The sequence below is a fragment of the Aeromonas sp. FDAARGOS 1406 genome, assembly GCF_019048565.1.
Classification (GTDB): domain Bacteria; phylum Pseudomonadota; class Gammaproteobacteria; order Enterobacterales; family Aeromonadaceae; genus Aeromonas; species Aeromonas caviae.
In genome coordinates this window covers 1,213,807-1,237,567 of the sequence record NZ_CP077378.1, presented here as the reverse complement: position 1 = coordinate 1,237,567, position 23,761 = coordinate 1,213,807, and the positions used below count along the sequence as shown (strand labels likewise).

24 protein-coding genes and 1 riboswitch are annotated in these 23,761 nt (G+C 61.8%); of the genes, 18 read left to right on the top strand and 6 right to left on the bottom strand.

The features are described from left to right. Positions 1–57 precede the first annotated feature (57 nt). Positions 58–2,514: an acyl-CoA dehydrogenase FadE gene (gene fadE, locus I6L36_RS05635; RefSeq protein ID WP_109112287.1), complete on the bottom strand. Its 2,457-nt coding sequence runs from the start codon at positions 2,512–2,514 to the stop codon at positions 58–60. Between the two features lie 252 nt (positions 2,515–2,766). On the opposite strand from fadE, the gene lpcA reads away from it, so the two are divergent. From lpcA to I6L36_RS05620, 3 genes are all read left to right on the top strand, one after another. Next, positions 2,767–3,345, top strand: a complete 579-nt coding sequence (gene lpcA / locus I6L36_RS05630; protein ID WP_010674142.1) for a D-sedoheptulose 7-phosphate isomerase — start codon at positions 2,767–2,769, stop codon at positions 3,343–3,345. A 113-nt stretch (positions 3,346–3,458) separates the two neighbouring features. Beyond that, positions 3,459–4,256, top strand: coding sequence for a class II glutamine amidotransferase (locus I6L36_RS05625; RefSeq protein ID WP_109112286.1), 798 nt, complete (start codon positions 3,459–3,461; stop codon positions 4,254–4,256). A 300-nt stretch (positions 4,257–4,556) separates the two neighbouring features. Continuing rightward, complete coding sequence (locus I6L36_RS05620; protein WP_010674144.1) at positions 4,557–4,892, top strand: Hpt domain-containing protein; 336 nt, start codon at positions 4,557–4,559, stop codon at positions 4,890–4,892. 12 nt (positions 4,893–4,904) lie between these two features. Here the strand turns inward: I6L36_RS05620 and yvcK are convergent, their stop codons facing one another. Further along, complete coding sequence (gene yvcK / locus I6L36_RS05615) at positions 4,905–5,828, bottom strand: uridine diphosphate-N-acetylglucosamine-binding protein YvcK (protein ID WP_029314269.1); 924 nt, start codon at positions 5,826–5,828, stop codon at positions 4,905–4,907. A 113-nt stretch (positions 5,829–5,941) separates the two neighbouring features. Here yvcK and I6L36_RS05610 point away from each other — a divergent pair, with 113 nt between their 5' ends. Both I6L36_RS05610 and I6L36_RS05605 read left to right on the top strand, forming a co-directional pair. Continuing rightward, positions 5,942–7,123, top strand: a complete 1,182-nt coding sequence (locus I6L36_RS05610; protein WP_109112285.1) for an FIST signal transduction protein — start codon at positions 5,942–5,944, stop codon at positions 7,121–7,123. Positions 7,124–7,141: 18 nt separating this feature from the next. Continuing rightward, positions 7,142–9,217, top strand: coding sequence for an ATP-binding protein (locus tag I6L36_RS05605; protein ID WP_069784861.1), 2,076 nt, complete (start codon positions 7,142–7,144; stop codon positions 9,215–9,217). Between the two features lie 272 nt (positions 9,218–9,489). Here the strand turns inward: I6L36_RS05605 and I6L36_RS05600 are convergent, their stop codons facing one another. The 4 genes from I6L36_RS05600 to narQ all read right to left on the bottom strand — a co-directional run bounded on the left by I6L36_RS05600 (position 9,490) and on the right by narQ (position 13,279). After that, positions 9,490–10,065 (bottom strand): LON peptidase substrate-binding domain-containing protein, encoded by a 576-nt coding sequence (locus I6L36_RS05600; RefSeq protein ID WP_041212730.1) that lies wholly within the window; start codon positions 10,063–10,065, stop codon positions 9,490–9,492. A 360-nt stretch (positions 10,066–10,425) separates the two neighbouring features. Next, positions 10,426–10,827, bottom strand: a complete 402-nt coding sequence (locus I6L36_RS05595) for a globin domain-containing protein (RefSeq protein ID WP_254052385.1) — start codon at positions 10,825–10,827, stop codon at positions 10,426–10,428. Positions 10,828–10,928: 101 nt separating this feature from the next. After that, positions 10,929–11,567: a two-component system response regulator NarL gene (narL, locus tag I6L36_RS05590; protein WP_039038841.1), complete on the bottom strand. Its 639-nt coding sequence runs from the start codon at positions 11,565–11,567 to the stop codon at positions 10,929–10,931. Beyond that, on the bottom strand, positions 11,567–13,279 hold the full coding sequence (gene narQ, locus I6L36_RS05585) for a nitrate/nitrite two-component system sensor histidine kinase NarQ (RefSeq protein ID WP_069784862.1): 1,713 nt from the start codon (positions 13,277–13,279) through the stop codon (positions 11,567–11,569). Before narQ ends, narL begins: the two co-directional genes overlap by 1 nt. A 78-nt stretch (positions 13,280–13,357) precedes the next feature. After that, positions 13,358–13,497, top strand: a riboswitch (molybdenum cofactor riboswitch). On the opposite strand from narQ, the gene moaA reads away from it, so the two are divergent. The 13 genes from moaA to modA all read left to right on the top strand — a co-directional run bounded on the left by moaA (position 13,485) and on the right by modA (position 23,727). After that, positions 13,485–14,480 carry a GTP 3',8-cyclase MoaA gene (moaA, locus tag I6L36_RS05580; RefSeq protein WP_010674152.1) on the top strand — a complete coding sequence of 332 codons (996 nt, stop codon included), beginning with the start codon at positions 13,485–13,487 and terminating at the stop codon, positions 14,478–14,480. (Overlaps the previous riboswitch by 13 nt.) A gap of 250 nt (positions 14,481–14,730) precedes the next feature. Then, positions 14,731–15,240, top strand: coding sequence for a ferredoxin-type protein NapF (gene napF, locus I6L36_RS05575; protein WP_109112513.1), 510 nt, complete (start codon positions 14,731–14,733; stop codon positions 15,238–15,240). Beyond that, positions 15,237–15,539, top strand: a complete 303-nt coding sequence (locus tag I6L36_RS05570; protein WP_010674154.1) for a chaperone NapD — start codon at positions 15,237–15,239, stop codon at positions 15,537–15,539. The genes napF and I6L36_RS05570 overlap by 4 nt, the downstream gene beginning before the upstream one ends. A 189-nt stretch (positions 15,540–15,728) precedes the next feature. After that, a complete protein-coding gene (gene napA / locus I6L36_RS05565) occupies positions 15,729–18,218 on the top strand; it encodes a nitrate reductase catalytic subunit NapA (protein WP_041212735.1) in 2,490 nt (829 codons plus the stop codon). Positions 18,219–18,234: 16 nt separating this feature from the next. Beyond that, complete coding sequence (gene napG / locus I6L36_RS05560) at positions 18,235–18,969, top strand: ferredoxin-type protein NapG (RefSeq protein WP_049636342.1); 735 nt, start codon at positions 18,235–18,237, stop codon at positions 18,967–18,969. Next, positions 18,966–19,841 carry a quinol dehydrogenase ferredoxin subunit NapH gene (gene napH / locus I6L36_RS05555; RefSeq protein WP_049636341.1) on the top strand — a complete coding sequence of 292 codons (876 nt, stop codon included), beginning with the start codon at positions 18,966–18,968 and terminating at the stop codon, positions 19,839–19,841. Before napG ends, napH begins: the two co-directional genes overlap by 4 nt. Continuing rightward, positions 19,841–20,296: a nitrate reductase cytochrome c-type subunit gene (locus I6L36_RS05550; RefSeq protein WP_041212738.1), complete on the top strand. Its 456-nt coding sequence runs from the start codon at positions 19,841–19,843 to the stop codon at positions 20,294–20,296. The genes napH and I6L36_RS05550 overlap by 1 nt, the downstream gene beginning before the upstream one ends. 11 nt (positions 20,297–20,307) lie before the next feature. After that, the gene (locus I6L36_RS05545) at positions 20,308–20,898 is read left to right on the top strand and encodes a cytochrome c3 family protein (RefSeq protein WP_010674159.1); all 591 of its coding nucleotides are present in this window, start codon (positions 20,308–20,310) and stop codon (positions 20,896–20,898) included. Between the two features lie 193 nt (positions 20,899–21,091). Next, on the top strand, positions 21,092–21,598 hold the full coding sequence (gene moaB / locus I6L36_RS05540; RefSeq protein WP_039038846.1) for a molybdenum cofactor biosynthesis protein B: 507 nt from the start codon (positions 21,092–21,094) through the stop codon (positions 21,596–21,598). Between the two features lie 50 nt (positions 21,599–21,648). Further along, entirely contained in the window at positions 21,649–22,143 is a 495-nt protein-coding gene (gene moaC, locus I6L36_RS05535; RefSeq protein ID WP_039038847.1) for a cyclic pyranopterin monophosphate synthase MoaC, read from the top strand. Next, positions 22,140–22,385 (top strand): molybdopterin synthase sulfur carrier subunit, encoded by a 246-nt coding sequence (gene moaD, locus I6L36_RS05530; RefSeq protein WP_010674162.1) that lies wholly within the window; start codon positions 22,140–22,142, stop codon positions 22,383–22,385. The genes moaC and moaD overlap by 4 nt, the downstream gene beginning before the upstream one ends. Before the next feature lie 100 nt (positions 22,386–22,485). Next, positions 22,486–22,950: a molybdopterin synthase catalytic subunit MoaE gene (gene moaE / locus I6L36_RS05525; RefSeq protein WP_109112512.1), complete on the top strand. Its 465-nt coding sequence runs from the start codon at positions 22,486–22,488 to the stop codon at positions 22,948–22,950. Positions 22,951–23,004: 54 nt separating this feature from the next. Then, the gene (gene modA, locus I6L36_RS05520; protein WP_109112511.1) at positions 23,005–23,727 is read left to right on the top strand and encodes a molybdate ABC transporter substrate-binding protein; all 723 of its coding nucleotides are present in this window, start codon (positions 23,005–23,007) and stop codon (positions 23,725–23,727) included. Positions 23,728–23,761: the final 34 nt, after the last annotated feature.

The following is a 23,761-nucleotide window of genomic DNA, read 5'->3' as shown; positions in this document are numbered from 1 at the left end:
CACCAGCCCTTTCATGAAAAACGCCTCCACAAGGGAGGCGTTCTGGCATCAGAGGCATCAAGCTGCCCTGTGATATGCGGAGGCTTCAAACAGTGCCTTGTTGGCCACCAGGTCGACGGGATCGAAGTCATCGACGTTGATGGTGCGAAGGCGACTCTCCTCGGCGCGCCGCAGCAGGTCCGCTTCGGCCTGATTGATGACACCGAGGCTCAGGCCCGCCTCTGCCACCTTGTCGAGCTGGGTGAAGGGGCGTTTGCTCCCTTCGGCTTTGCACACCTTGTCAAACAGTGGCTCTGCGGTCAGCACATCGTCCAGCGCCTGTTCCAGCAGCCCGAAGGGGTTGCCCTCCTCGCGCGTCAGATATTGGCCCTCGGCCAGACGGCTGCGAGTGGCACTTGGCACCTGGAGCAGGCGGGCCACCTGGCTGTCGAGCTTGTCGGAGGGACGCTTCAGGTCGCGACCAAGGGGCAGCACGATGGCGCGCAGGGCCAGACCAATCCAGCGGTTCGGGAAGTTGCGCAGCAACTCGTCGATCGCTTCCTGAGCCTTGAACAGGGCGTCTTGCAGTGCCCAGTGCAGCAGCGGCAGGTCGGCCTGCTGGCGTCCTTCATCCTGATAGCGCTTGAGGGCGCTGGAGGCCAGATAGAGCTGGCTCAGCACATCGCCAAGGCGGGCAGAGACCCGCTCTTTGCGCTTGAGCTCGCCACCCAGGGTGCCCATCGCCATGTCTGACAGGAAGGCCAGGTTGGCGGAGAGGCGAGAGAGCTGCTGATAGTAGCCCTTGGTCTGATCCTTGTAGGGCGCGGCGGCGAAGCGGGCACCGGTCAGCCCCAGCCAGAAGCTGCGCACCAGGTTGCTGATGGCAAAGCCCACGTGGCTGAACATCGCCTTGTCGAAATCTTTCAGCGCCTGCTCTTTGTCGGGGTGGCTGGCGGCCAGCATCTCCGGCAACACGTAGGGGTGGCAACGGATGGCTCCCTGACCGTAAATGATCATGCTGCGGGTCAGGATATTGGCTCCTTCGACGGTCACGGCGATGGGCGCACCCTGATAACCACGGGCCAGATAGTTGTTCGGCCCCATGCAGATGGCCTTGCCGCCATGGATGTCCATGGCATCGATGATGCACTTCTGGGCGCGGTCGGTGAGGTGGTACTTGACGATGGCGGAGATGACCGAGGGTTTTTCACCGAGATCGATGCCGGTGACCGTCAGTTTGGCGGCGGCGCCCATGATGTAGGCGTTGCCACCCAGGCGTGCCAGCGGCTCTTCAATCCCTTCCATCTTGCCAATCGGCAGCTTGAACTGGCGACGGATGCGGCTGTAGGCACCGGTGGCCAGGGCCAGCATCTTGACGCCGCCCGTGCTGTTGGAAGGCAGGGTGATGCCGCGACCGACGGAGAGACACTCCACCAGCATACGCCAGCCCTGACCGGCCATGGCCGGACCGCCGATGATGAAGTCGAGCGGGACGAACACGTCCTTGCCGCGGGTCGGGCCGTTCTGGAACGGCACGTTGAGCGGGAAGTGGCGACGGCCGATGTCGACCCCCTTGATGTGGGTCGGAATGAGGGCGCAGGTGATGCCGAGCTCTTCTTCCTCACCCAGCAGGTGGTCAGGGTCACGCAGCTTGAAGGCGAGGCCGAGTACGGTGGCGATGGGAGCCAGGGTAATGTAGCGCTTGTTCCAGGTCAGGCGCATGCCGAGCACTTCTTCCCCTTCCCACTCGCCTTTGCAGATGATGCCGAAGTCGGGAATCGAGCCCGCATCAGAACCCGCTTCCGGGCTGGTCAGGGCGAAACAGGGGATCTCCTTGCCGACAGCCAGACGGGGCAGGTAGTAATCCTTCTGCTCCTCAGTACCGTAGTGTTGCAGCAATTCACCCGGCCCTAAGGAGTTGGGAACGCCGACGGTGGAGGCGAGCACGGCGCTGGCGCCGCACAGCTTTTGCAGCACGCAGGACTGGGCGTAGGCGGAGAACTCCAGCCCGCCATATTTCTTCTTGATGATCATGGCGAAGAACTTGTTGTCCTTCAGGTATTGCCACACCTCGGGAGAGAGATCGGCACGTTCGTGGGTCACTTCCCAGTCGTTGACCATGCGGCACACTTCTTCAACCGGACCGTCCATGAAGGCCTGCTCTTCGGCAGACAGCGTGCTGACCGGAATGGCGTGCAGCTTCTTCCAGTCCGGGTTGCCGGCAAACAGATCCGCTTCCCACCAGGTCGTCCCCGCTTCGATGGCTTCCTTCTCGGTTCGGGACATCTCCGGCATGATGGACTTGTAGATCTTGAACAGCGGCTTGGTCAGCTGGTTGCGGCGAAACTCCACCAGATTGAGGGGCAGGGCTATCACCGCGAACAGCGCCCACACCAGCAGGGGCACATGGCCATAGAAGGTGCCGGCGACCAGGGCGGCGGCCGTGGCAAGCGTGGCGGTGAACAGGGACGCACGGCGATAGGCCATGGCGCCGATCACCAGGATCACCCCGAGCAGAGTGAGGGTCGTCGTCATTGTTTGCTCCTTGCATGAATTGCCGAGGTTGGGAAATTGGCGTTAACTGATCCAGAGGTCTGACCTGTTGGATGTGGCCCCTGTTGTAATTCATACGCACAAACTTATCAAGCTGTTTACAAGCCTGTTACCTTGGCTCTGTGATCGGCATAACGCGCTGCCCGCCCCATCTTGGCGGGCGGGGGGCGACGATTGGACTGGCTTGTGCGACAATGCCGCCACCCTATGTTGGACGACGAGATTTCAAGAACCATGTACCAAGAACTGATCCGCAACGAGTTGACCGAGGCTGCCAGCGTGCTTCAGGCGTTCCTGGCAGATGAGCAAAATCTGAAAAACATCGAGGCTGCGGCCAGGCTGCTCGCCGACTCCTTCAAGCAGGAAGGCAAGGTACTCTCCTGCGGCAACGGCGGCTCCCACTGCGATGCCATGCACTTTGCCGAGGAGCTGACCGGTCGGTACCGCGAGAACCGCCCAGGCTATGCCGGCATCGCCATCTCCGACCCCAGCCACCTCTCCTGCGTCTCCAACGACTTTGGCTATGACTATGTCTTCTCCCGCTATGTGGAGGCCGTCGGCCGCCGTGGTGATGTGCTGCTCGGCATCTCCACCAGCGGCAACTCCGGCAACATCCTCAAAGCCATCGAGGCGGCCCGTGCCAAAGGGATGAAGGTGATTGCCCTGACTGGCAAGGACGGCGGCAAGATGGCTGGCTTGGCCGATGTGGAGATCCGTGTGCCGCACTTCGGTTATGCCGATCGCATCCAGGAAGTGCACATCAAGGTGATCCACATCCTGATCCAGCTGGTTGAAAAAGAGATGGCCAAGTAATCAACGATCCGGGATTGAGAGGGGGGGATGGGTGACCATGTCCGGCCCTCTCGACCAGCCGTGACGGTTGATTGACGAAACCAGAGTCAAGACATTCAGGGAGTGGATGGTATATGTGCGAACTGCTCGGCATGAGTGCCAATGTGCCGACCGACATCTGCTTCAGCTTTACCGGGCTGATGCTGCGGGGCGGCAAGACCGGTCCCCATAAGGATGGCTGGGGGATCACCTTCTATGAGGGGCGGGGTTTTCGCACCTTCAAGGATCCCGAACCCAGCGCCCAGTCTCCCATCGCCAAGCTGGTCCAGGCACTGCCCATCAAGAGCCGTGCCGTGGTCAGCCATATCCGGCAGGCGAACCGGGGGTGTGTCTCCCTGGAAAACACCCACCCATTTACCCGAGAACTGTGGGGCCGTTACTGGACCTTTGCCCACAATGGCCAGTTGACCGGTTACAAGAGGCTGCCCACGGGGCGGCACCGCCCGGTAGGCGACACCGACAGCGAGCACGCCTTCTGCTGGCTGCTCGACAGGCTGGAGAACAAGTACCCCAAACGGCCGGCAAATTTCCCCGCCATGTTCCGCTACCTCGCGACCCTGTGCGACGAGCTGCGCGGGCTCGGGGTGTTCAACATGCTGCTGTCGGATGGAGAGTTCGTGATGACCTATTGCAGCAACAACCTTTACTGGTTGACGCGCAGAGCTCCCTTTGGCGAAGCCCGTCTGCTGGATGAGGATGTGGCCATCGACTTTCAGAGTGAAACCACGCCGAACGATGTGGTGACCCTGATCGCCACCCGGCCGCTCACCGGCAACGAGAATTGGGTGAAGATGGTGCCCGGGGAGTTCTGCCTGTTCAGGCTGGGCGAGCTGGAATATGGCAATGCAGCCAACTTGTTGAACCAGAAATAAAAAATACCAGGGTAGATGTCTACCCTGGTTCTTCGCAGCAGCCATACAGGCAAAAAGGGATGAGAGAGGTGTTGCTGAGCCGCATCATTCTCATGGGTTGCATTGTTACTTTAATGTTAATTTTGTGACAACCTTTATCTCTCTCCATTCTGACTGACATACCGATAACTTGAAGCTGCTCACATTCTGGTGTCCCAAGAGCATCCGGAGCGATACGGGCATGCCCGAAGGGCGGGTGACAGCGGGGCTGTGGGTCCGCTATATTGTGGTCTGTTTGAATACCATCATAGGGAAGAGAAGATGGAGTGGCTGGATCAGAAAGTGCTGCGACAACTGGCAGATGACATCGGTCACGAGATGATGCCGGTCGTCATCTCGGTGTTTGTCGAAGAGGTAGGCGAGCAGTTGGCCCAATTAAGACCGCTTTTTGAACAGCGGGACTGGTCAGCCCTGGCGCGTCTTGCCCACAGCATGAAATCGTCCTGTGGCAGCTATGGCGCCAAACCCAGCTATCAGCAGGTGATGGATCTGGAGTCTGCCTGTCGCCGGGAAGATGAGCAAGAGGCCGGCAGACTGCTGGCTGAGCTGGAGCACTCCCTGCCCCAGGTCTTCACCCATCTGGCCCAGTTTCACTGATCCAGAAGGGCATCAGCCCGCCATGTCGCGCTCGCCAAGCCTGCTCAGGATCACGGTGTCGAGTGCCAGCCGCAGCTTGAGGCGGTCGTGGCGGTGGGGGAGGGCCGCTTCACCCAGCTCGGCCCGAACGAGGCAGTGCTGCAGCTCGGGTACCTGTGGGCCCTCGGGAGCCAGAATGGCATCGATCCGGCCGCTGCCTATCCGCTCTTCCAGCCAACGATGTTGACTGGACAGTGACAACTGGCCTGCCGGACCCTCTTCGTCCACCAGATTGCTGATGAACACGACGATGGCGCGGCTGCTGCGGATCGCCTCCGCAATCTCGCGCAGCAGCAGAGGAGGCATGATGGAGGTGAGGAAGCTGCCCGGCCCCAGGATGATCATGTCGGCCTGGCTCAGCGCCTCGACCGCTTCGCGCGTGGCGGGCACGACCGGTTTCAGGCTCAGGGCCCGTGGCGGTGTGGTGAGCTGATCGATGGAGACCTCTCCCAGGATCTGATCGCCACAGACGGTGTGGGCGCACAGATCGGTGGGATGCTCGGACATGGGCAGCAGATTGGGTTCAATTTCCAGCATGTCGCTGATGAGCCTGATGGCATCCAGGGGGCGCACGCAGAGGTTGTCGAGGGCCAGCAGCATCAGGTTGCCGAGGTTGTGGCCCGCCAGCTCGCCGCGGCCGGTAAAGCGGTGCTCGAACAGCTGGCTACCGATGCTGGGGGTGGTCACCAGCTGGTTGAGGCAGTTGCGCAGATCCCCCCAGGCGATGCACTCCTGGCTTTTGCGCAGGCGTCCGGTGGAGCCGCCATCATCCGTGGTGGTGACGATGCCCGTCAGCCGGGATCCCAAGAACGACAGGGAAGAGAGCACCCGGCCCATACCGTGCCCGCCGCCGATGGCGACGACCCGGTCGAAGTCATTGATATTTTTTTGCCACATGCAGTGATCCCGTGGGAGGCCAGTGAGCACCATTCTAGTCTCCATGGCCAGGTAATTGTTTGATAAGGGTATGATTTTTGCTTGATGCCAGCATCCCGTACCCCTAGGAGACGATGTTGAACTTCCTGACGGCTCACTCGCTTGCCGAGACGACCCCACTGGCCGCCCAACAAGTTACAGAGCGGTTGCATGCCCAGTCATCCCATGTTCCATCGCTGTTGCTGGTCTATTTTACCCAAGCACACGAGGCGGCGGAACTGCGCCGTGCGCTCAAGGCATGTTTTCCCGATACCCGGCTGATCGGTTGCAGCTCCTGCGGCGGTATCCTGACCCAGGATGGCCATCATGGTCGGCATGGCTGGAGCCTGTCGGTCGCCGCCCTTTATGATGACAAGGGGGCCTATGGCGTGGCTGGCCAGATGGGGGATCAACCGGATGTGCGGGCATTGCTGCGCCGCGCCATCGCCGATGGTGGCCGACCGGGAGAGCTGCCGCAGCTCGTGTTGCTGCACACCAGCCCGGGGCTGGAGGAGGTTGTGCTCGCGGGGATCGACGCCGAGTTTGGCGCGACCGTTCCCGTCGTCGGCGGGTCGGCGGCAGACGACGGCGTGGCCGGGCAGTGGCAGCTGTGCTGGGACGAAGGGGAGGGATCACAAGGGTGCGTGTTGGCGGTGCTTTACCCCGATTGCCAACTGGCGTTCCAGTTTCATTCAGGCTATGTACCCACCGAGTGTCGCGGCATCATTACCGGGATAGACGGGCGGGAGGTGCTGACCATCGATCACGAGCCGGCGGCCCGGGTCTATGGTCGCTGGACCGAGCGTGCGACGCCCTGGCCGGTGGGCCCCATCCTCAGGGAGACGACGCTCTCGCCACTGGCCCGTCAGGTCGGCATGCTCGATGACCTGCCCTACTACAAGCTCTCCCATCCCGAGGCGGTGACAGCGCGGGAGGGGCTGCGCCTCTTTACCGAAACCCGACTGGGAGAGCGGCTGCTGCTCATGTACAGCAGCCAGGAAGGGTTGTTGCAGCGCAGCCTGAATGCGGTGAATATCGAGCCTGAATATGGCATGGCGAGCAATATGCGCCCCTTTGGCGCCCTGGTGGTGTTTTGTGCCGGTTGTCGGCTGGCACTGGGGGACAGGCTGGGGGACATCGTCAGTCAATTCAGTCAGAGGCTGGGTGAGATCCCCTTCATCACGCCCTTTACCTTCGGTGAACAGGGACGATTACCCCATGGTGAGCTGGCACACGGCAACCTCATGGTGTCGAGCGTAATCTTCCTCGAGAGCTGACACTGTGCTGGATTCAAGATGATAGGCAATAGCGAACTCGAAACCCTGGGTGACAAACTGCAAACCACGCTGGTGGAGCTGATGCGTTGCCGGGAGCGGGAGGCCAGATATCGGGAGGAGTCCCAAGCCCTGCTGTGCGGGGTGGCGACCCTGGCACAGGCCCAGAGTCTGGAGCAGGTACTGGAGAGTCTCATTCTTGCTCTCAAGCCCTTTATCGGATTCGAACAGGCGGACGTGGTTGCCTGGGAGGCCGTGGGGGGCAGCACCCATCTGAGCACCCAGCCGGACGAGGTGGGCCGGACCTGGTCGCTGACACCGCTCTTCTCCAGGGCCATCGAGGGGGAGACCCTGGTTATCTATGATCCTGCCCAACTGCCTGAGCTGGCGCCGCTGGCGGGGGCGCCGGGCTGGGCCAGCGTCATGATGACAGGCTTGCAGGGACCGGGGTTTTCCGGGGTGCTCATCTGTCGGCACAGCGTGGCGGGCACCTTCGATCTCAAGAGCAAGGCGGCGATGCAGCGTTGTCGCCCGCTCATCTCCCAGGCCCTGGTCAACATCGCCTATCGGGCTCGCCTGCAAGAACAGGTTGACCTCAAGACCCTGGCCCTGCAGGCCAGCGAACAACGTTTTCGCAGTTTTGCCGCCATGGCCTCCGACTGGTTCTGGGAGACCGACCCCCAGCACAGGCTCAGCTATGTCTCTGCCCCTGGCTATCAGGGGGAGGTGCTGGCCCGCCAGACGGGGAGAAGCCTCTATGATTTTGCCCACGACAAGCAGGACCCGGCCTGGAGCCACTACCGGCACCTGATCGCCCACCATCTGCCGGTGCGGGGAATGCGGGCCCAGGTGATGCTGGCGGGCGGGCCTTGCTGGATGGAGATCAATGCGGAGCCTTGCCATGATGCCGGTGGCCGCTTCCTCGGCTATCGGGGCACGGCGCGGGAGATAGGCAGCCAGATCCGCCGCGAGCAGGAGCTGGCGCGGGCGCGGGATGATGCCGAGACGGCCAACCGTGCCAAATCCCAGTTCCTCGCCATGATGACCCACGAGATCCGCTCTCCCATGAACGCCGTGCTGGGGATGCTGGATCTGCTGCAGCACGGCCGGCTCGACACTCCGCAACAGACCCTCATCGGCCATGCCACCCACTCTGCGCATCTGTTGCAGACCATCATCGACGATGTGCTCGATTTCTCGAAAATAGAGTCACATACCCTGACGCTGCACTGTGAACCCTTTCAGCCAGCCGAGCTGTGCCGTGCCCTGGTGGAGCCCTTGCAGGCACAGGCCAGTGCCAAGGGCATCACTCTGCACTGGCATCTGGATGAGACGCTCCCCGAACGCCTTCAAGGGGATGCCGTCCGCCTCTCCCAGGTGATAGGCAACCTGCTTGGCAATGCCGTGAAGTTCACCTCCACTGGCAGCGTGCGTCTGGCGTTGACCTGGGAGGAGGAAAAGTTGGGGGTCATGGTCAGCGACACGGGGATCGGCATCTCCACCGAGGATCAGGCGTTGCTGTTCGAACCCTTTTATCAGGTCGACAGTTCGGCAACCCGCCGCTTCTCCGGCTCGGGGCTCGGACTGGCCATCTGCAGGCGGCTGGTGCAGCTGATGGGGGGAGACATTTGCGTGCAGAGCACGCCTGGGCTGGGAAGCTGCTTCTGGTTCGAGCTGCCCGGGATGGCCTCTCCCTGTGCTCCGGCCGCCGCCCCCGGCAGTGAAGAGTGCGCCAGACTGGAGCTGGATGTGTTGGTGGTGGAAGACAGTCCGGTCAATCAACTGGTGGTATCCCTGATGCTGCAGAAGCTGGTTTGCAGGGTGAGGCTGGCAGGCAATGGTCTGGAAGCCCTGGCACAGGTGGCGAAGCAGCAGCCGGACCTTGTCCTGATGGATATGCGGATGCCGCAGATGGATGGGCTGGAGGCGACCAGGCGCCTGCGGGACATGGGGTGTGAGGTGCCCATCGTCGCGTTGACGGCCAATGCTATGATGGAGGACAGGGCCCGCTGCCTTGCCCAGGGCATGAACGATTTTCTGGCCAAACCCATCAGTCTTGCCAGGCTGCGAAGCTGCCTGCTCCGCCATTGCAGGTGATGCCGGCCGATTTTGGGTAAAAAAAATGGTCAACCTGGTGGTTGACCAATTCTTCAGCAAATACTGAAGAGAGCACGGGATAAATCGGGTTGTATGGTTTTATATGAAAAAGTCGTGCCAACTTTTCAAAACCTGTTATTTGCGGCCTGTAGCTGAATTGTGTGTTATTTATCGCTACCGTGATTGCAAAATGCAATTCTCATTTTTTCATTATAAGAATGCAGTGCCGAGAATTCGCGTTTTGCAAACCAACCGTTGACTCACTTTTTGACTCACTGTGCGATCAGTCGGCGCAAGAACTGACGCGCCGCTTCACTGTTCTGCTTGGCAATCAACATCTGTTTTTCATAGATCGGCATGGGCAGGATCTCGAGCCAGCGTTGGCAGAGCCAGGCTGCATCGTCGAACTGCTTGTCCGGGTAGAGCTCATCCAGTTCCGGGTATTGTGCAAAGACCTCTCTCAATCGGCTGACCAGCTGGTTGTCGCTGACATCAGAATCCGCACTCGGCCAGTTGGGCAGTGGCTCGACCTGGGCGTGCCTGAGGCCTGCGTCATCCGTTTCCATCTCGTGGATGCAGAAGCGTTCAAGGCCGAGCACGGTGACCCCGAGCAAACCGTCGTTGAGGGTATAAAAATCAGTCACCTTGACGCGGGTTCCGACCGGGAGAATCCGTCCGCAGGTGCCCGTGCTGGTGGTCTCTTCCATCACGATGCCAAAGCCACGATCCTCGAGGAAGGACTCCTTGAGCATCTGCAGGTGGCGCGGCTCGAACAGGCGAAGGGGGAGCTTGCCACCGGGCAGAATGTGGGACGGCAAGGGGAACAGTGCCAGTTGTTGAAGTTTCATGTTCCATCCTCCTAATCACTCATTGCTGAATGTGACAATGCAGTGACCGTGCCAGAGAGAGGTGGCGTGGCGAAGGGGTGAGCCATTTCCCGTGGTTATTTTTAATATCCATTTAAAATCAATCTATTGTGATTTTGTATCACGAACGCAGGCAAGGTAGTGCGAAAGGGATTCAGGTGAGGTGTTAGGGCGCCGAACATACCCCGTGTGCAGAATGAGTCTATTTTCGCATATTGCAAATTTGATTCATGCAAAATGCCTGTTACAGACCCATTCAGCGATTGGAGACCAAGGCTAGGGGATCAGGTGGTGAATTCGGTGTGCTGTGTCATGCCGTCCAGCATCAGGGCGGCTATTTCGTCATACATCTGCGACCAAGCCTGTGCCAGTGCCGGGGTAAAACCACTGCCGAGACGCCGTGCCAGTACCTGGGTCAGCGCCTGTTTGAGCAGCGCATTGAACGTTGAATCGCTGGTGACGCCTGCCGAGATCGCGAATGATGAAACCCAGTGCATCCAGCTGGGAAAGGCTGGTGATGATGGTGTTCAGGGTGTCCGACACCTTGGCAACGGGCAGCTCCTGATGTGGGGGAAAGAGGATCCTGAGTTCGGGGGACAATCTGAACAGCTCTTCATACACCTCCTGGACATAGCTGTTGTTCAGGGCGCTCACCCTGCCCCAGGCTTTCTGGACCAGCTCTATCTGCTCAAAGGTCATGTCGATGTTTCCTTCCCGTGCGATGTCATGAAAATAATAATCCATCTACTCAATAGAGCACCGGGTTCCGCGCCATTTGGGGAAAAGAAGAGGGGGCCAGCAAGGAGGCACGGATGGTGACCCCTTGCTGGCAGGAGGCCGGGACCTCAGTTGCGCTGTTCCAGGTACATGACGGCTGCTTCGACGCGGCTTTGGGCCTCGAGCTTTTTCAGCAGGCTCTTGACGTGGACCTTGACGGTTCCCTCGGAGATATGGAGCACTGAGGCGACCTGCTTGTTGGACAACCCCTTGGCGATTTCACGCATGATCTGCATCTCGCGTCGGGTCAGGCTCTCCAGCTTCTGCTGCAGGTGGTCTAGCTCGTAGATGTTCTCGAGATAGGGACGTAGCGGCTCGCTCAGGATCTGCTTGCCGGTCATCACGTCAGCCAGCTGGGCCAGCAGCATGTCAGGCTCGGTGTCCTTGAGCAGATAGCCGTCCGCGCCTGCCTTGAGCAGGGCAACCACATCCTGGCGGGCGTCAGAGACGGTCAGGATCACCACGCGGGAAGTCACCTCTTCGGCCCGCAGCGCCTTGAGGGTATCGAGACCTGACAACCCCTTCATGTTGAGGTCGAGCAGGATAAGGTCCGGTTCGGACTCCTTGGCCATGGCCACGGCGTCGGTGCCGTTGGAGGCCTCGCCAACCACGTCGATGTTATCTTCCAACTCCAGCAGTTGCACAATTCCCTTGCGCATCAGGGGGTGGTCATCCACGACCAGAACACTGTATTTCATCTCGTCCATCAGGCGTCTCTTGTTAGGCTGGTGGGAAAGGTCAGGTGTATGCGGGTGCCCCCGGAGGGCGGTTCACTGATGGTCAACTGGCCGCGCAATTTGCTGGCGCGTTCATTCATGATGCTGAGACCGTAGTGATTCACCGCCGAGCTTGCGCCCCTTATTCCAACACCATCGTCTGCAATCTGAACCTGGATGTTACCATCAGCCAGGGTCTCACAGCTAACGTCAATGTGCCGCGCACTGGCATGCTTGATGGCATTGAGCACTGCCTCACGGATCAGCTGCAGGATGTGGATGTGCTGCCCCGCTTCAAGGTCGGTGTCCGTCAGTCCGTACTGGAGCCTGATGTCGGCGTGCGTCTGGGGTTTGAGCTGCTCGAGCATGACCGCGATGGCTTCACCCAGGTTGGCATCGCCGATGCTGAGGCGGAAGGTGCCGAGCAGTTCGCGCAACTGGGTATAAGCATTGCTGAGTCCCTCGTCGATCTGCTCCATGGCTGCCTCGGTCTTGGCCCTGTCCCCCTTGGCGAAGGAGCGCTTGAGCAGCGTGGCCTGGATCTTCAGGTAAGAGAGGGCCTGGGCGAGGGAGTCGTGCAGTTCACGGGCGATGACGGCGCGCTCTTCCATCAGCAGCAGGCGCTGGTGCTGCAGCAGGGTCTGATCCTTGTGCAGCACCTGGGCCAGCAACATGGAGAAGTTCTTCATCAGCCGCTCGTCGATGGGGTGGTCGCTTATCAAGTCGAGCCGGCCGTACTCCTCGTCATCCATCTGCAGGTAAAAGCTCACCACGGCGGCCAGATCCCCCGGCCACCCCTTGCGCCCAGTGATGTAGACCGGCATCGCATTGTGCTCGAAGCGGGTGAGGCGGATGTACTCGATGTGCTGGTGGGCGGCGGCCCGCTCCAGCAGCTTTTGCAGGGTGCGGCGGCTGAGGGGCGCCGCGTGCAGTTTCTGGGCGGTGGAATAGAGGAAGGAGAGGGTGTCGTTGGCCTGTTGCAGCTTGGCCGTTTTCTCCTCCACCTTGCTCTCCAGCTCCCGATAGAGCTTGCCGAGCTCGTCGGCCATGGTCGCGAACGCCCCCGACAGCTCTCCCAGCTCGTTTTCACAGTGGGGGGGCAGGGTGAGATCGAACTCCTGACGCTGGATCTGGCGTGCGCAATAGACCAGCTGGTTGAGGGGGGCCACCACCTGCTGGCGGGTGAAGCGCACCGTGCACCAGGCGATGGTGATGATGGCGAGCAGACCCAACCCCTCTGCCAGGGCCAGCATGCGAACCTTGAACTCCACGTGGTACTGCATCTGGTTGACGAAGTCATCGATGGCGGCGACGAACTGTTCCGTATTGTCGGTATAACGGCTGGGCGTGGCATTCTCGATGTGTTCGCGCATCACTTGCCATTGCAAGAGGACTTCACCATAGGTGCGGCGCAGGGAGGCGGGCGTGATCCAGCGCTGGGTCTCCTGCAGCTCGGGGGCATGAAGGGTCTGTTCAAACTGGGCGAGCCGACCGAGGACGACCTGATCCTTCTCGATTTCATAGGCCATGCGGTATGCCTGCATGCGCAGGGATCCCGACAGGTTGATGGCCTTGGCATCGGGAACCGAATAGAAGAGGGTGACCATGGCCACCACGGCGATCAGGCTGGCCATGAACAGGATCAGCACCATGGAGCGACCGATGGCGCTGCTGACCGACTGCACTCTGAACCATTTTCCCATGCCGACCGGCTCCCTTTTCACCCACAAAGACCCCACAAAGTAGCATGGGAGTGTACTCCAAGTTGTGCTAGCATCGAAAAACTAGATGAACTCCGAGCGATTTTGCCTAAGTCATTGAGATAGGGGGAGATCGCCGTCAGCCGATGTTCGAGCTGAAAGGGTCAGGAAAGAAATGCCCTGGCCTCCCGTATTTGGAAAGGTGTTTATGTTGCCACTTGAAGATGGTTTTTCCCGTCGCTTTTACTATTTGCGTCTGTCGGTCACCGACGTCTGCAATTTCCGCTGTACCTACTGTCTGCCGGACGGCTATCACCCGCCGAAAGGAGATGGTGAGGGGCGCCAGTCCTTCCTCTCCCTGGAGGAGATCCGTCGCGTCGTCTCCGGGTTTGCGGCCATGGGGACGCGCAAGGTGCGTCTGACTGGAGGCGAGCCCTCCCTGCGCCGCGACTTCACGGCCATCATCGAGACCGTGGCCAATACTCCCGGCATCGAGAAGGTGGCCATGACCACCAACGGGTATCGGCTCAAGGAGCGTGCCCGCGAGTGGTTCGATGCGGGGCTGACGGCCCTGAACGTCAGCGTCGACAGCCTGGATCCCCGTCAGTTCCACCAGATCACCGGCGAGAACAAGCTGGCGGAGGTGATGGCGGGGATAGACGCCGCCCTGAGTGCCGGTTTTCGGTCGGTCAAGATCAACGCCGTGCTGCTCAAGGGGCTCAATGATCATCAGCTCGAGACATTCCTCGCCTGGATCCGCGACAAACCCATCGAGCTGCGTTTCATCGAACTGATGCAGACCGGCGAGATGGACGCCCTGTTTCGCGATCACCATACCAGCGGTGAACTCATCAAGCAGCGCCTGCAAGAGAGCGGCTGGGTGCAGCAGCTGCGCGGCCTGGATGATGGCCCTGCCCAGGTGTTCACGCATCCGGACTCGAGGGGCGGGGTGGGGCTCATCATGCCCTACAGCAAGGATTTTTGCGCCGGTTGCAACCGGCTGCGGGTCTCCTCCAAGGGCAAGCTGCACCTGTGTCTCTTTGGCGACAACGGGGTGGAACTGCGGGATCTGCTCACCGATGACAGCCAGCAGGAGGCGCTGCAATGGCGTATTCGCCAGGCGCTGACCGGCAAGGCCGCCACCCATCGCCTCCATGAAGGCAATGCAGGCATGACCCCCCACCTGGCCTCCATCGGCGGCTGACAGCCGCCGTGCACCTCAAATAACCTTCGATTAATTATCAATCCTCACATAGGGGTAATTTACCTTCCCCTGCTGTGTCTAATTACGCCAAGGGTTTGATCCAGCGCAAGAATCCCCCCTGTTTATCTCCCTGGTGGTATATCCCCTGACTTGTCAGGGCCGCAATATACACCCACGCTTATAATTGGCATTGAAAATGCCAGTCACGGGATCCGCGCGGGGGCATTCGTCCCCGAAAAGAGGAGTCGATATGACCGACGGGGTCAACTTGTCACGCAGAGGCCTGTTTCGGGGACGCCTGAGCGCCCCCAAGGCTGGGATCCAGTTGCCCTGGTCCGTCTCCTGGGACGAGTTCGTGGCCGGCTGTACCCGCTGCGGCGACTGTCTGGCGGCCTGTCCCGAGCAGATCCTGATCAAGGGAGACGGGGGCTTCCCCACGGTGGATTTTCACCGCGGCGAGTGCACCTTCTGCACCGAGTGTGTCAGCGCCTGCCAGGCGCCGGTGTTCAGGCCGACAATCCAGACACCCTGGGAGTATGTGGCCCATATCGAGGCGGGCTGTCTGGCCACTGCCCAGGTGTTCTGCCAGCGCTGTCAGGACAGCTGCGAGCAGCAGGCCATCCGCTTTTCCCCCCGGCTGGGGCGCGTACCCCCCCCCGGCATCCATGCCGAGTCGTGCAACGGCTGCGGGGCCTGCGTAGCGGATTGCCCAGTGGGCAGTATCAGCATCGGTCTGTCTCGTGGCGAGGCTTCGCGATGACCCAAGAGACGAACAAGTTGGAAAACGGTGATATGACGCGAGAAGAGTTCCATGTATCCAGCCTGGTGGTGCTGACCCAGCCCGATCTGCGCCACGCCCTGGCAGAGCGGATTGCGACCCTGGACGGGGCCGAGATCCACGCCGTCAGCGAGGAGGGCAAACTGGTGGTGACCTTGGAGGGGCCGAGCCAGCGCCCCATCATGGCGGCCATCGACACCATTCAGGGGTTGCCCGGGGTGCTCTCTGCGGCCCTGATCTACCACCAGTTCGATGAAATGGACGCCGAAGATGGGGAATAAGGCGTCATGTGGCAGAAGCGCAAGAGTCGTTCGCTGACCGCCACGGGTAATACACGGGATGCCGGGTCTGTTGTCTGCGTTCGATGAACGAAAAGCCCAGAGCAAAGGAATAAAGCGCCATGGAGCTGAGCCAGCGCGGCTCGTCACAATGGCTGTCATTGATGTGATTAAGCAATGCGAGGATATGTCATGAAGCTGAGTCGACGCGACTTTATGAAGGCCAATGCGGTGGCGGCAGCCGCTGCCGTGGCCGGTGTCAGTGCCCCCACTCTGGCGGCGAACCTGATCACCAGTACCGACAAGACCGCCATCACCTGGGACAAGGCACCGTGCCGCTTCTGCGGGACCGGCTGTTCCGTGCTGGTGGGCTCCCAGGCTGGCCGCGTCGTGGCGACCCAGGGGGATCCCGATGCACCGGTCAACCGTGGCCTGAACTGCATCAAGGGCTACTTCCTCTCCAAGATCATGTACGGGGAGGATCGCCTGACCCAGCCCATGCTGCGCATGACGAACGGCAAGTTCGACAAGAACGGCAACTTCGCCCCCATCAGTTGGGATCAGGCCTTCGACATCATGGCCGAGAAGTTCAAGGCGACCCTGAAAGAGAAGGGCCCGACCGCCGTCGGCATGTTCGGCTCCGGCCAGTGGACCGTCTGGGAAGGCTATGCCGCCGCCAAGCTGATGAAGGCAGGCCTGCGCTCCAACAACCTGGATCCCAATGCCCGTCACTGCATGGCCTCCGCGGTAGTGGGCTTCATGCGTACCTTCGGCATGGATGAACCCATGGGCTGCTACGACGACATCGAGCAGGCCGACGCCTTCGTGCTGTGGGGCTCCAACATGGCCGAGATGCACCCCATCCTCTGGTCGCGCATCTCCGATCGCCGTCTGTCCCACCAGGATGTGCAGGTGCACGTGCTCTCCACCTTCGAGCACCGCAGCTTCGAGCTGGCGGACAACGGGCTGGTGTTCACCCCCCAGACCGATCTGGCGATCCTCAACTACATCGCCAACTACATCATCCAGAACGACAAGGTGAACTGGGAGTTCGTCAACAAGCACACCCAGTTCCGCAAAGGGGTGACCGACATCGGTTACGGCCTGCGTCCCACCAACCCGCTGCAGCAAAAGGCCAAGAACCCGGACAGCGGCGACTCCACCCCCATGAGCTTCGACGACTTCGCCAAGTTCGTGGCGGATTACGATCTGGAGTCCGTCTCCAAGCTCTCCGGCGTGCCCAAGGACAAGCTCGAGAAGCTGGCCCAGATCTATGCGGATCCGGACAAGAAGGTGGTCTCTTACTGGACCATGGGGTTCAACCAGCACACCCGTGGCGTCTGGGCCAACAACCTCTGCTACAACATCCACCTGCTGACCGGCAAGATCTCCCAGCCGGGCTCCGGCCCCTTCTCCCTGACCGGCCAGCCCTCCGCCTGTGGTACCGCCCGTGAAGTGGGTACCTTCGCCCACCGTCTGCCGGCGGACATGGTGGTCACGGATCCCAAACACCGCGCCATCGCCGAGAAGATCTGGAAGCTGCCGGAAGGCACCATCCCGGAGCAGGTGGGCTACCACGCCGTGCTGCAAAACCGCATGCTGAAAGACGGCAAGCTCAACGCCTACTGGGTGATGTGCAACAACAACATGCAGGCCGGCCCGAACATGAACGAAGAGGCGCTGCCCGGTTATCGCAACCCGGCCAACTTCATCGTGGTCTCCGACCCTTATCCGACCGTGACCGCCCAGGCGGCCGACCTCATCCTGCCCACCGCCATGTGGGTGGAGAAAGAGGGGGCCTATGGCAACGCCGAACGTCGCACCCAGTTCTGGCACCAGCAGGTGAAGGCACCGGAAGGGGCCAAGTCCGACCTGTGGCAGCTGATGGAGTTCTCCAAACGCTTCACCGTGGAAGAGGTGTGGCCGGCTGAGTTGATTGCCAAGATGCCGGAAGTGAAGGGCAAGACCCTGTTCGACGTGCTCTATGCCAACGGCCAGGTGAACCAGTTCCCGAAAGAGCAGAGCAAGGGGGCCCTGAACGACGAGGCCGAGCACTTTGGTTTCTACGTCCAGAAGGGGCTGTTCGAGGAGTACGCCTCCTTCGGTCGCGGCCATGGCCACGACCTGGCGCCGTTCGATCAGTATCACGAAGCCCGTGGCCTGCGCTGGCCGGTGGTGGACGGCAAGGAGACCCTGTGGCGCTATCGCGAAGGGTTCGACCCTTACGTGAAGGCGGGGGAGGGGGTGCGCTTCTACGGCAAGCCCGACGGCAAGGCGGTCATCTTCGCGCTGCCCTATGAGCCGGCTGCCGAAGCTCCGGACAAAGAGTACGACATGTGGCTCTCCACCGGTCGCGTGCTGGAGCACTGGCACACCGGCACCATGACCCGTCGCGTGCCCGAGCTCTATCGCGCCTTCCCGGATGCGGTGCTGTTCATGCACCCGGAAGATGCCAAGGCCCGTGGCGTGCGCCGTGGTGAAGAGGTGATCGTCTCCTCCCGCCGGGGCGAGGTGAAGACCCGGGTCGAGACCCGTGGCCGCAACCGTCCGCCCAAGGGACTGGTGTTCATGCCCTTCTTCGATGCGAGCCAGCTGGTCAACAAGCTGACCCTGGACGCCACCGATCCGCTCTCCAAGGAGACGGATTACAAGAAGTGCGCCGTCAAGGTCATGAAGGCCTGAGGCGGGGGAGCGCGAGATGAGTCGTAGTCGGCGCCAGTTTCTGGCCGACATGGCCAAGGGGGTCTGCGGTGTGGGCCTGCTTGGCGTGGGGCTCGGCGGCGTGGCGCGCCAGCAGGTGCAGGCTTTGCCTGCCCAGGCGCTGCGCCCGCCGGCCGCCCTCGACGAGGCCGAGTTTCTCGGCGCCTGCGTGCGCTGCGGGCTCTGCGTCGAGGCATGCCCCTACGACACCCTCAAGCTCGCCCGGCTGTTTGAACCCGTGACCACCGGCACCCCCTACTTCAAGGCGCGCGCCGTTCCGTGCGAGATGTGTGACGACATCCCCTGCGTGGCGGCCTGCCCGAGCGGGGCGCTGGATCGGGCCATGACCGATATCGATCAGGCGCGGATGGGGGTGGCGGTGCTCATCGATCACGAGACCTGCCTCAACTACCTGGGGCTGCGCTGCGACGTTTGCTACCGGGTCTGCCCCCTCATCGACAAGGCCATTACCTTGGAGCTGCAGCACAACCCGCGCACAGGCAAGCACGCCATGTTCCTGCCCACGGTGCACAGCGATCTCTGCACCGGCTGCGGCAAGTGCGAGCACGCCTGCGTGCTGGAGGAGGCGGCCATCAAGGTGGTGCCTCGCCAGCTTGCCAAGGGGGAGCTGGGTCACCACTACCGGCTCGGCTGGGAAGAGAAGGCGAAGGCGGGCAAATCGCTCATCGGCGACAGGCTCACCCTGCCGACCCGCAAACCGGAGGGTCTATGAGTCGGTATCCAGGGGCCGAGGCCACGGCCAGGCTGGGGTGGTGGCGTGCCCACCGCTTCCTGCTGCTGCGCCGGCTTTGCCAGTTCGGGGTGCTGGGGCTGTTCCTGCTGGGGCCGCTCGCGGGCATCTGGATCCTCAAGGGCAACCTCTCCAGCTCCCTGCTGCTGGAGACGGTGCCCCTCACGGATCCCCTGACCCTGTTGCAGTCGGTGGCGGCGGGCCAGTGGCCCATCCCCACCCTGTGGCTCGGGGCCGGGCTGGTGCTCGCGGGTTACTGGCTGGTCGGGGGGCGGGTGTTCTGCTCCTGGGTCTGTCCAGTCAACCTGGTCACCGATGTCGCCGCCTGGCTCAGGGGGCGGCTCGGGCTCAAGGGCAATGGTCAGTTCAACCGCGCTACCCGCTACTGGCTGCTGGCCATGGTGCTGGTGGCGCCGGCCATCACAGGCGTGCTGGTGTGGGAGCTGGTCAATCCGGTGTCGCTCACCCTGCGGGGCCTGCTGTTTGGCATGGGGGCGGGCTGGGGCCTGCTGGCGGTGCTGTTCCTGTTCGACCTTTTTGTGGTGGAGCGGGGCTGGTGCGGCCACCTCTGTCCGGTGGGGGCCTTCTATGCCCTGGTCAACCGGGTCGGGTTCATCAAGATTGCAGCCTCGGGGCGCGAGCGGTGCAGCAACTGCATGGATTGTTATGCGGTCTGCCCGGAGCGTCCCATCCTGCGCGGCCCCGTTCACGGTGCCAGGCGTGGTCACGGGCCCTTGATTGCGGCTCAGGAGTGTACCAACTGCGGCCGTTGCATCGATGTCTGCGCGGAGCAAGTTTTTGAAATCACTGTAGGTTTTGCCGTCAAGGCAGAGAAAACGTCGGAGAACACATAATGAAGAAGCTGATTGGAGCAATGCTGGCCTGCCTGATGGCGGGTTCCTTGATGGCGGCCGTCCCCGAGATCACCAACAGCACGGGGGGCATCAAGTCGGAGCGGGGAAGCACGGATCTGGTGACGGATGCCGACGCGGCCCCTCTGAAGAACTTTCGCAAGGATGGCGACCTCTACGATCGCCAGTACATGCACCAGCCCCCGCTGATCCCCCACGACACCCGCAACTATGAAGTGGACAACAAGGTCAACAAGTGCCTGGCCTGTCACAGCTTCAAGAACGCCAGTGCCATGAAGGCCCCCAAGATAAGCCCCACCCACTTCGAGACCCGCGACGGCATGACCCTGGGCGAAGTCTCTCCGCGCCGCTACTTCTGTCTGCAGTGCCACGTGCCGCAAGCGGACGCCAAGCCGCTGGTGAACAATACCTTCAAACCGGTTGAAGCGCTGAACTGAGGAGCCCATAGATGAAATTACCCGGCTTTGTGAAGCGTCTGTGGACCACCTTCAAGTCACCGTCGAAGGCGGCCCTCTGGGTCATCCTGCTGATGGGCTTCTTCGGTGGCGTCATCTTCTGGGGCGGGTTCAACACCGCCATGGAAGCGTCCAACACCGAGGCCTTCTGCACCGGTTGCCACGAGATGAAGGACAACGTGTTCGTGGAGTACCGCGACACCATCCACTACGCCAACCGCTCCGGCGTGCGGGCCAGCTGCCCGGATTGCCACGTACCCCACGAGTGGACCTACAAGATCATCCGCAAGGTGCAGGCCTCCAAGGAGCTGTGGGGCATGATCACCGGCAAGGTGGATACCCGCGAGAAGTTTGAATCCCACCGGCGGGAGATGGCCGAGCGGGAGTGGCAGCGGATGAAGGAGACGGATTCGCGCGAGTGCCGCAACTGCCACAACTTCGAGTACATGGACTTCTCCCTGCAAGGGCGTCGGGCCGCCCAGATGCACTCCACCAACCTGGCAAGCGGGGCCAACACCTGCATCGACTGCCACAAGGGGATTGCGCACCAACTGCCTGACATGAAAGGGGTGCCAGGCTTCTGATGGGAAGGCCGCCGGATCCTCGGGATCCGGCGGCCTTCGAGATTAATGGGCAATGACGCCCCCCAGCCAGACATCTTTTGATAGAATCCCTTCCCGGCAACGCGGCGCCCACCGGCTCCTTTCATGGCTGGCACCACGGTGCGGCGCGTTCACCTCATCCTCTCGTGGTCAATGATTGACAGGAATGGCCCCAATGGCACCCAAACACAGCGAATTCATCCCTCTCAAGATCGCCGTCCTGACGGTTTCCGACAGTCGCACCGCTGCCGATGACAGCTCGGGGGACTATCTGGTCGAGGCCCTGACCCAGACCGGCCACGTGCTGGCCGATCGGGCGCTCTGTCCAGACAACCTGTTTCGCATCCGCGCCCAGGTGAGCGACTGGATTGCCGACGAGGGAGTCCAGGTGGTGCTCATCAACGGCGGCACCGGCTTCAACGAGCAGAACCGGGTGCCCGAGGCGGTCGGCGTGCTGTTCGAGCGCACGGTGCAGGGTTTTGGCGAGATGTTCCGCCAGCTCTCGTTTGCCGAGATAAAAGGCTCCGCCATGCAGAGCCGTGCCCTGGCCGGGCTCGCCAATCGCACCCTGATCTGCTGCCTGCCCGGCTCCACCGGCGCCTGCCGCCTGGGCTGGGAACAGCTTATCCGGGATCAGCTCGACGCCCGTACCCGGCCGTGCAACTTCGTGACCCATCTGTGATCCCGGGAGTAAACCCGGATCATCCATCTTATTTTTCGATAGGGGCATAGATGAACCTGACCCATCTCAACCAGAGCGGCGAGGCCCACATGGTGGATGTCACCGACAAGCAGGTGACCGAACGCGAGGCCCGCGCCGAGGCTTTCGTGACCATGGCCCCCGAGACCCTGGCGTTGATCCTGAGTGGTCAGCACCACAAGGGGGACGTGTTCGCCACCGCCCGCATCGCCGGCATCATGGCGGCCAAGAAGACCGCCGACCTCATTCCCCTGTGCCATCCCCTGGCCCTGACCCGGGTGGAGGTAGAGATAGCCCCCCAGGCGGCGCACAATCGGGTCCATATCCGCACCCTGTGCAAGCTCTCGGGCAAGACCGGGGTGGAGATGGAGGCGCTCACCGCCGCCTCGGTGGCGGCCCTGACCATCTACGACATGTGCAAGGCGGTGCAAAAGGACATGGTGATCGAGCAGGTGCGTCTGGTGGAGAAAAAGGGCGGCAAGTCCGGTCATTTCCAGCTGGGTGCGACCAAAGGAGAGCAGGCATGATCAAGGTTCTGTTTTTTGCGCAGGTGCGTGAGCTGGTCGGCTGCGACGAGCTCAGCCTGCCTTGCGACTACGCCAGTGCCGATGCCCTTCGCGCCGCCTTGAGCGAGCGGGGTGACAAGTGGGCGCTGGCGCTCGAATCCGGCAAGCTCCTGGTGGCGGTCAACCAGACCCTGGTGCCGCTGGATACCCCCCTCCATGACGGGGATGAGGTCGCCTTCTTCCCGCCGGTGACCGGAGGTTAAGGATGAACGAGATAATGACCGTAGATCGCACCACTGAGCTGCGGGACTGTGGTGAGGCCGCCTTCTTCCCTCTCCTTCCAGTGACGACCGGAGGCTGACCATGACCGATCGCATTCTGGTGCAGCGGGATGACTTCTCGCTGGCCGACGAATATGCCCGCCTTGCTGCCCGGCAGGACACAGGCGCGATTGTCAGCTTTGTCGGCAAGGTGCGCGACTTCAATCAGGGAGAGCATGTGAAAGGGCTGGCCCTCGAGCACTACCCCGGCATGACCGAGAAGGCGCTGACGAACATAGTGGCCGAGGCCCGCAGCCGCTGGCCCCTGCAGGAGTGCACCCTCATTCACCGCATCGGCGAGCTGCTGCTCGGGGATCAGATCGTGCTGGTGGTGGTGAGCAGCGCCCACCGCGAGGCGGCTTTCGAGGCCTGCCACTTCATCATGGATTTCTTGAAGACCCGGGCGCCGTTCTGGAAAAAAGAGCTGACCGCCGACGGGGTGCAACGCTGGGTCGAGGCCAGGGCGAGCGATGACGCCGCCCTGGCCCGCTGGCAACAAGGGGAGTGAGCCTCGGGCTCGCGTCAATCGATCCGGCCGTGTCGGAACATAAGGAGCAAAGGAATGAAGAGATGGGTATCCCTGTTGGTGCTGGGCGCCAGCGCCATGTACAGCGGTGCTGTGCTGGCTGACGAGGTCAAGGTGGCGGTGGCGGCCAACTTCAAGGGCACCATAGAGCGCATCGGCAAGGAGTTCACCGCCAAGACCGGCCACAGCGTCGTCATCAGTTCGGCGGCCACCGGCGTGCTCTATACCCAGATCACCCACGGTGCACCCTTCGATCTCTTCCTCTCGGCCGACGTGGCGACCCCTCAAAAGCTGGAGTCGGAAGGCAAGGGGAGCGAACGCTTCACCTATGCCATCGGTCAGCTCGGCCTCTGGCAGAAGGGGGGGCCAGCTCCCGACGAGGCCACCTTGCGCCACTGGCAGGGGGAGCTGGCCATCGCCAACCCCAAGACAGCGCCCTATGGCGCTGCCGCCATGGCGACCCTGGCTCATCTCAAGATCGATCCCAAGCAGTATCGGGTGCTGACTGGCACCAACATCAGCCAGACCTGGCAGTTCGTCGATACCGGCAATGCGAAGCTGGGCTTCGTCGCCTGGGCCAACCTGGTGGAGGCGGGCAAGACCGGCGAAGCCTGGGCGGTACCGGCCAGCTTCTATCCCCCCATCGAGCAGCAGGCCCTGGTGCTGAAGAAAGGGGCGGCGGTGGATGCCCTGGTCGCCTGGCTCAAGGGGCCGGGACAGGCGCAGATCAAGGCGGCGGGTTACGCCCTGCCGCAGTAAGCGCCCGGCGTCTGCCGGCCAGCCCCGTGCTGGC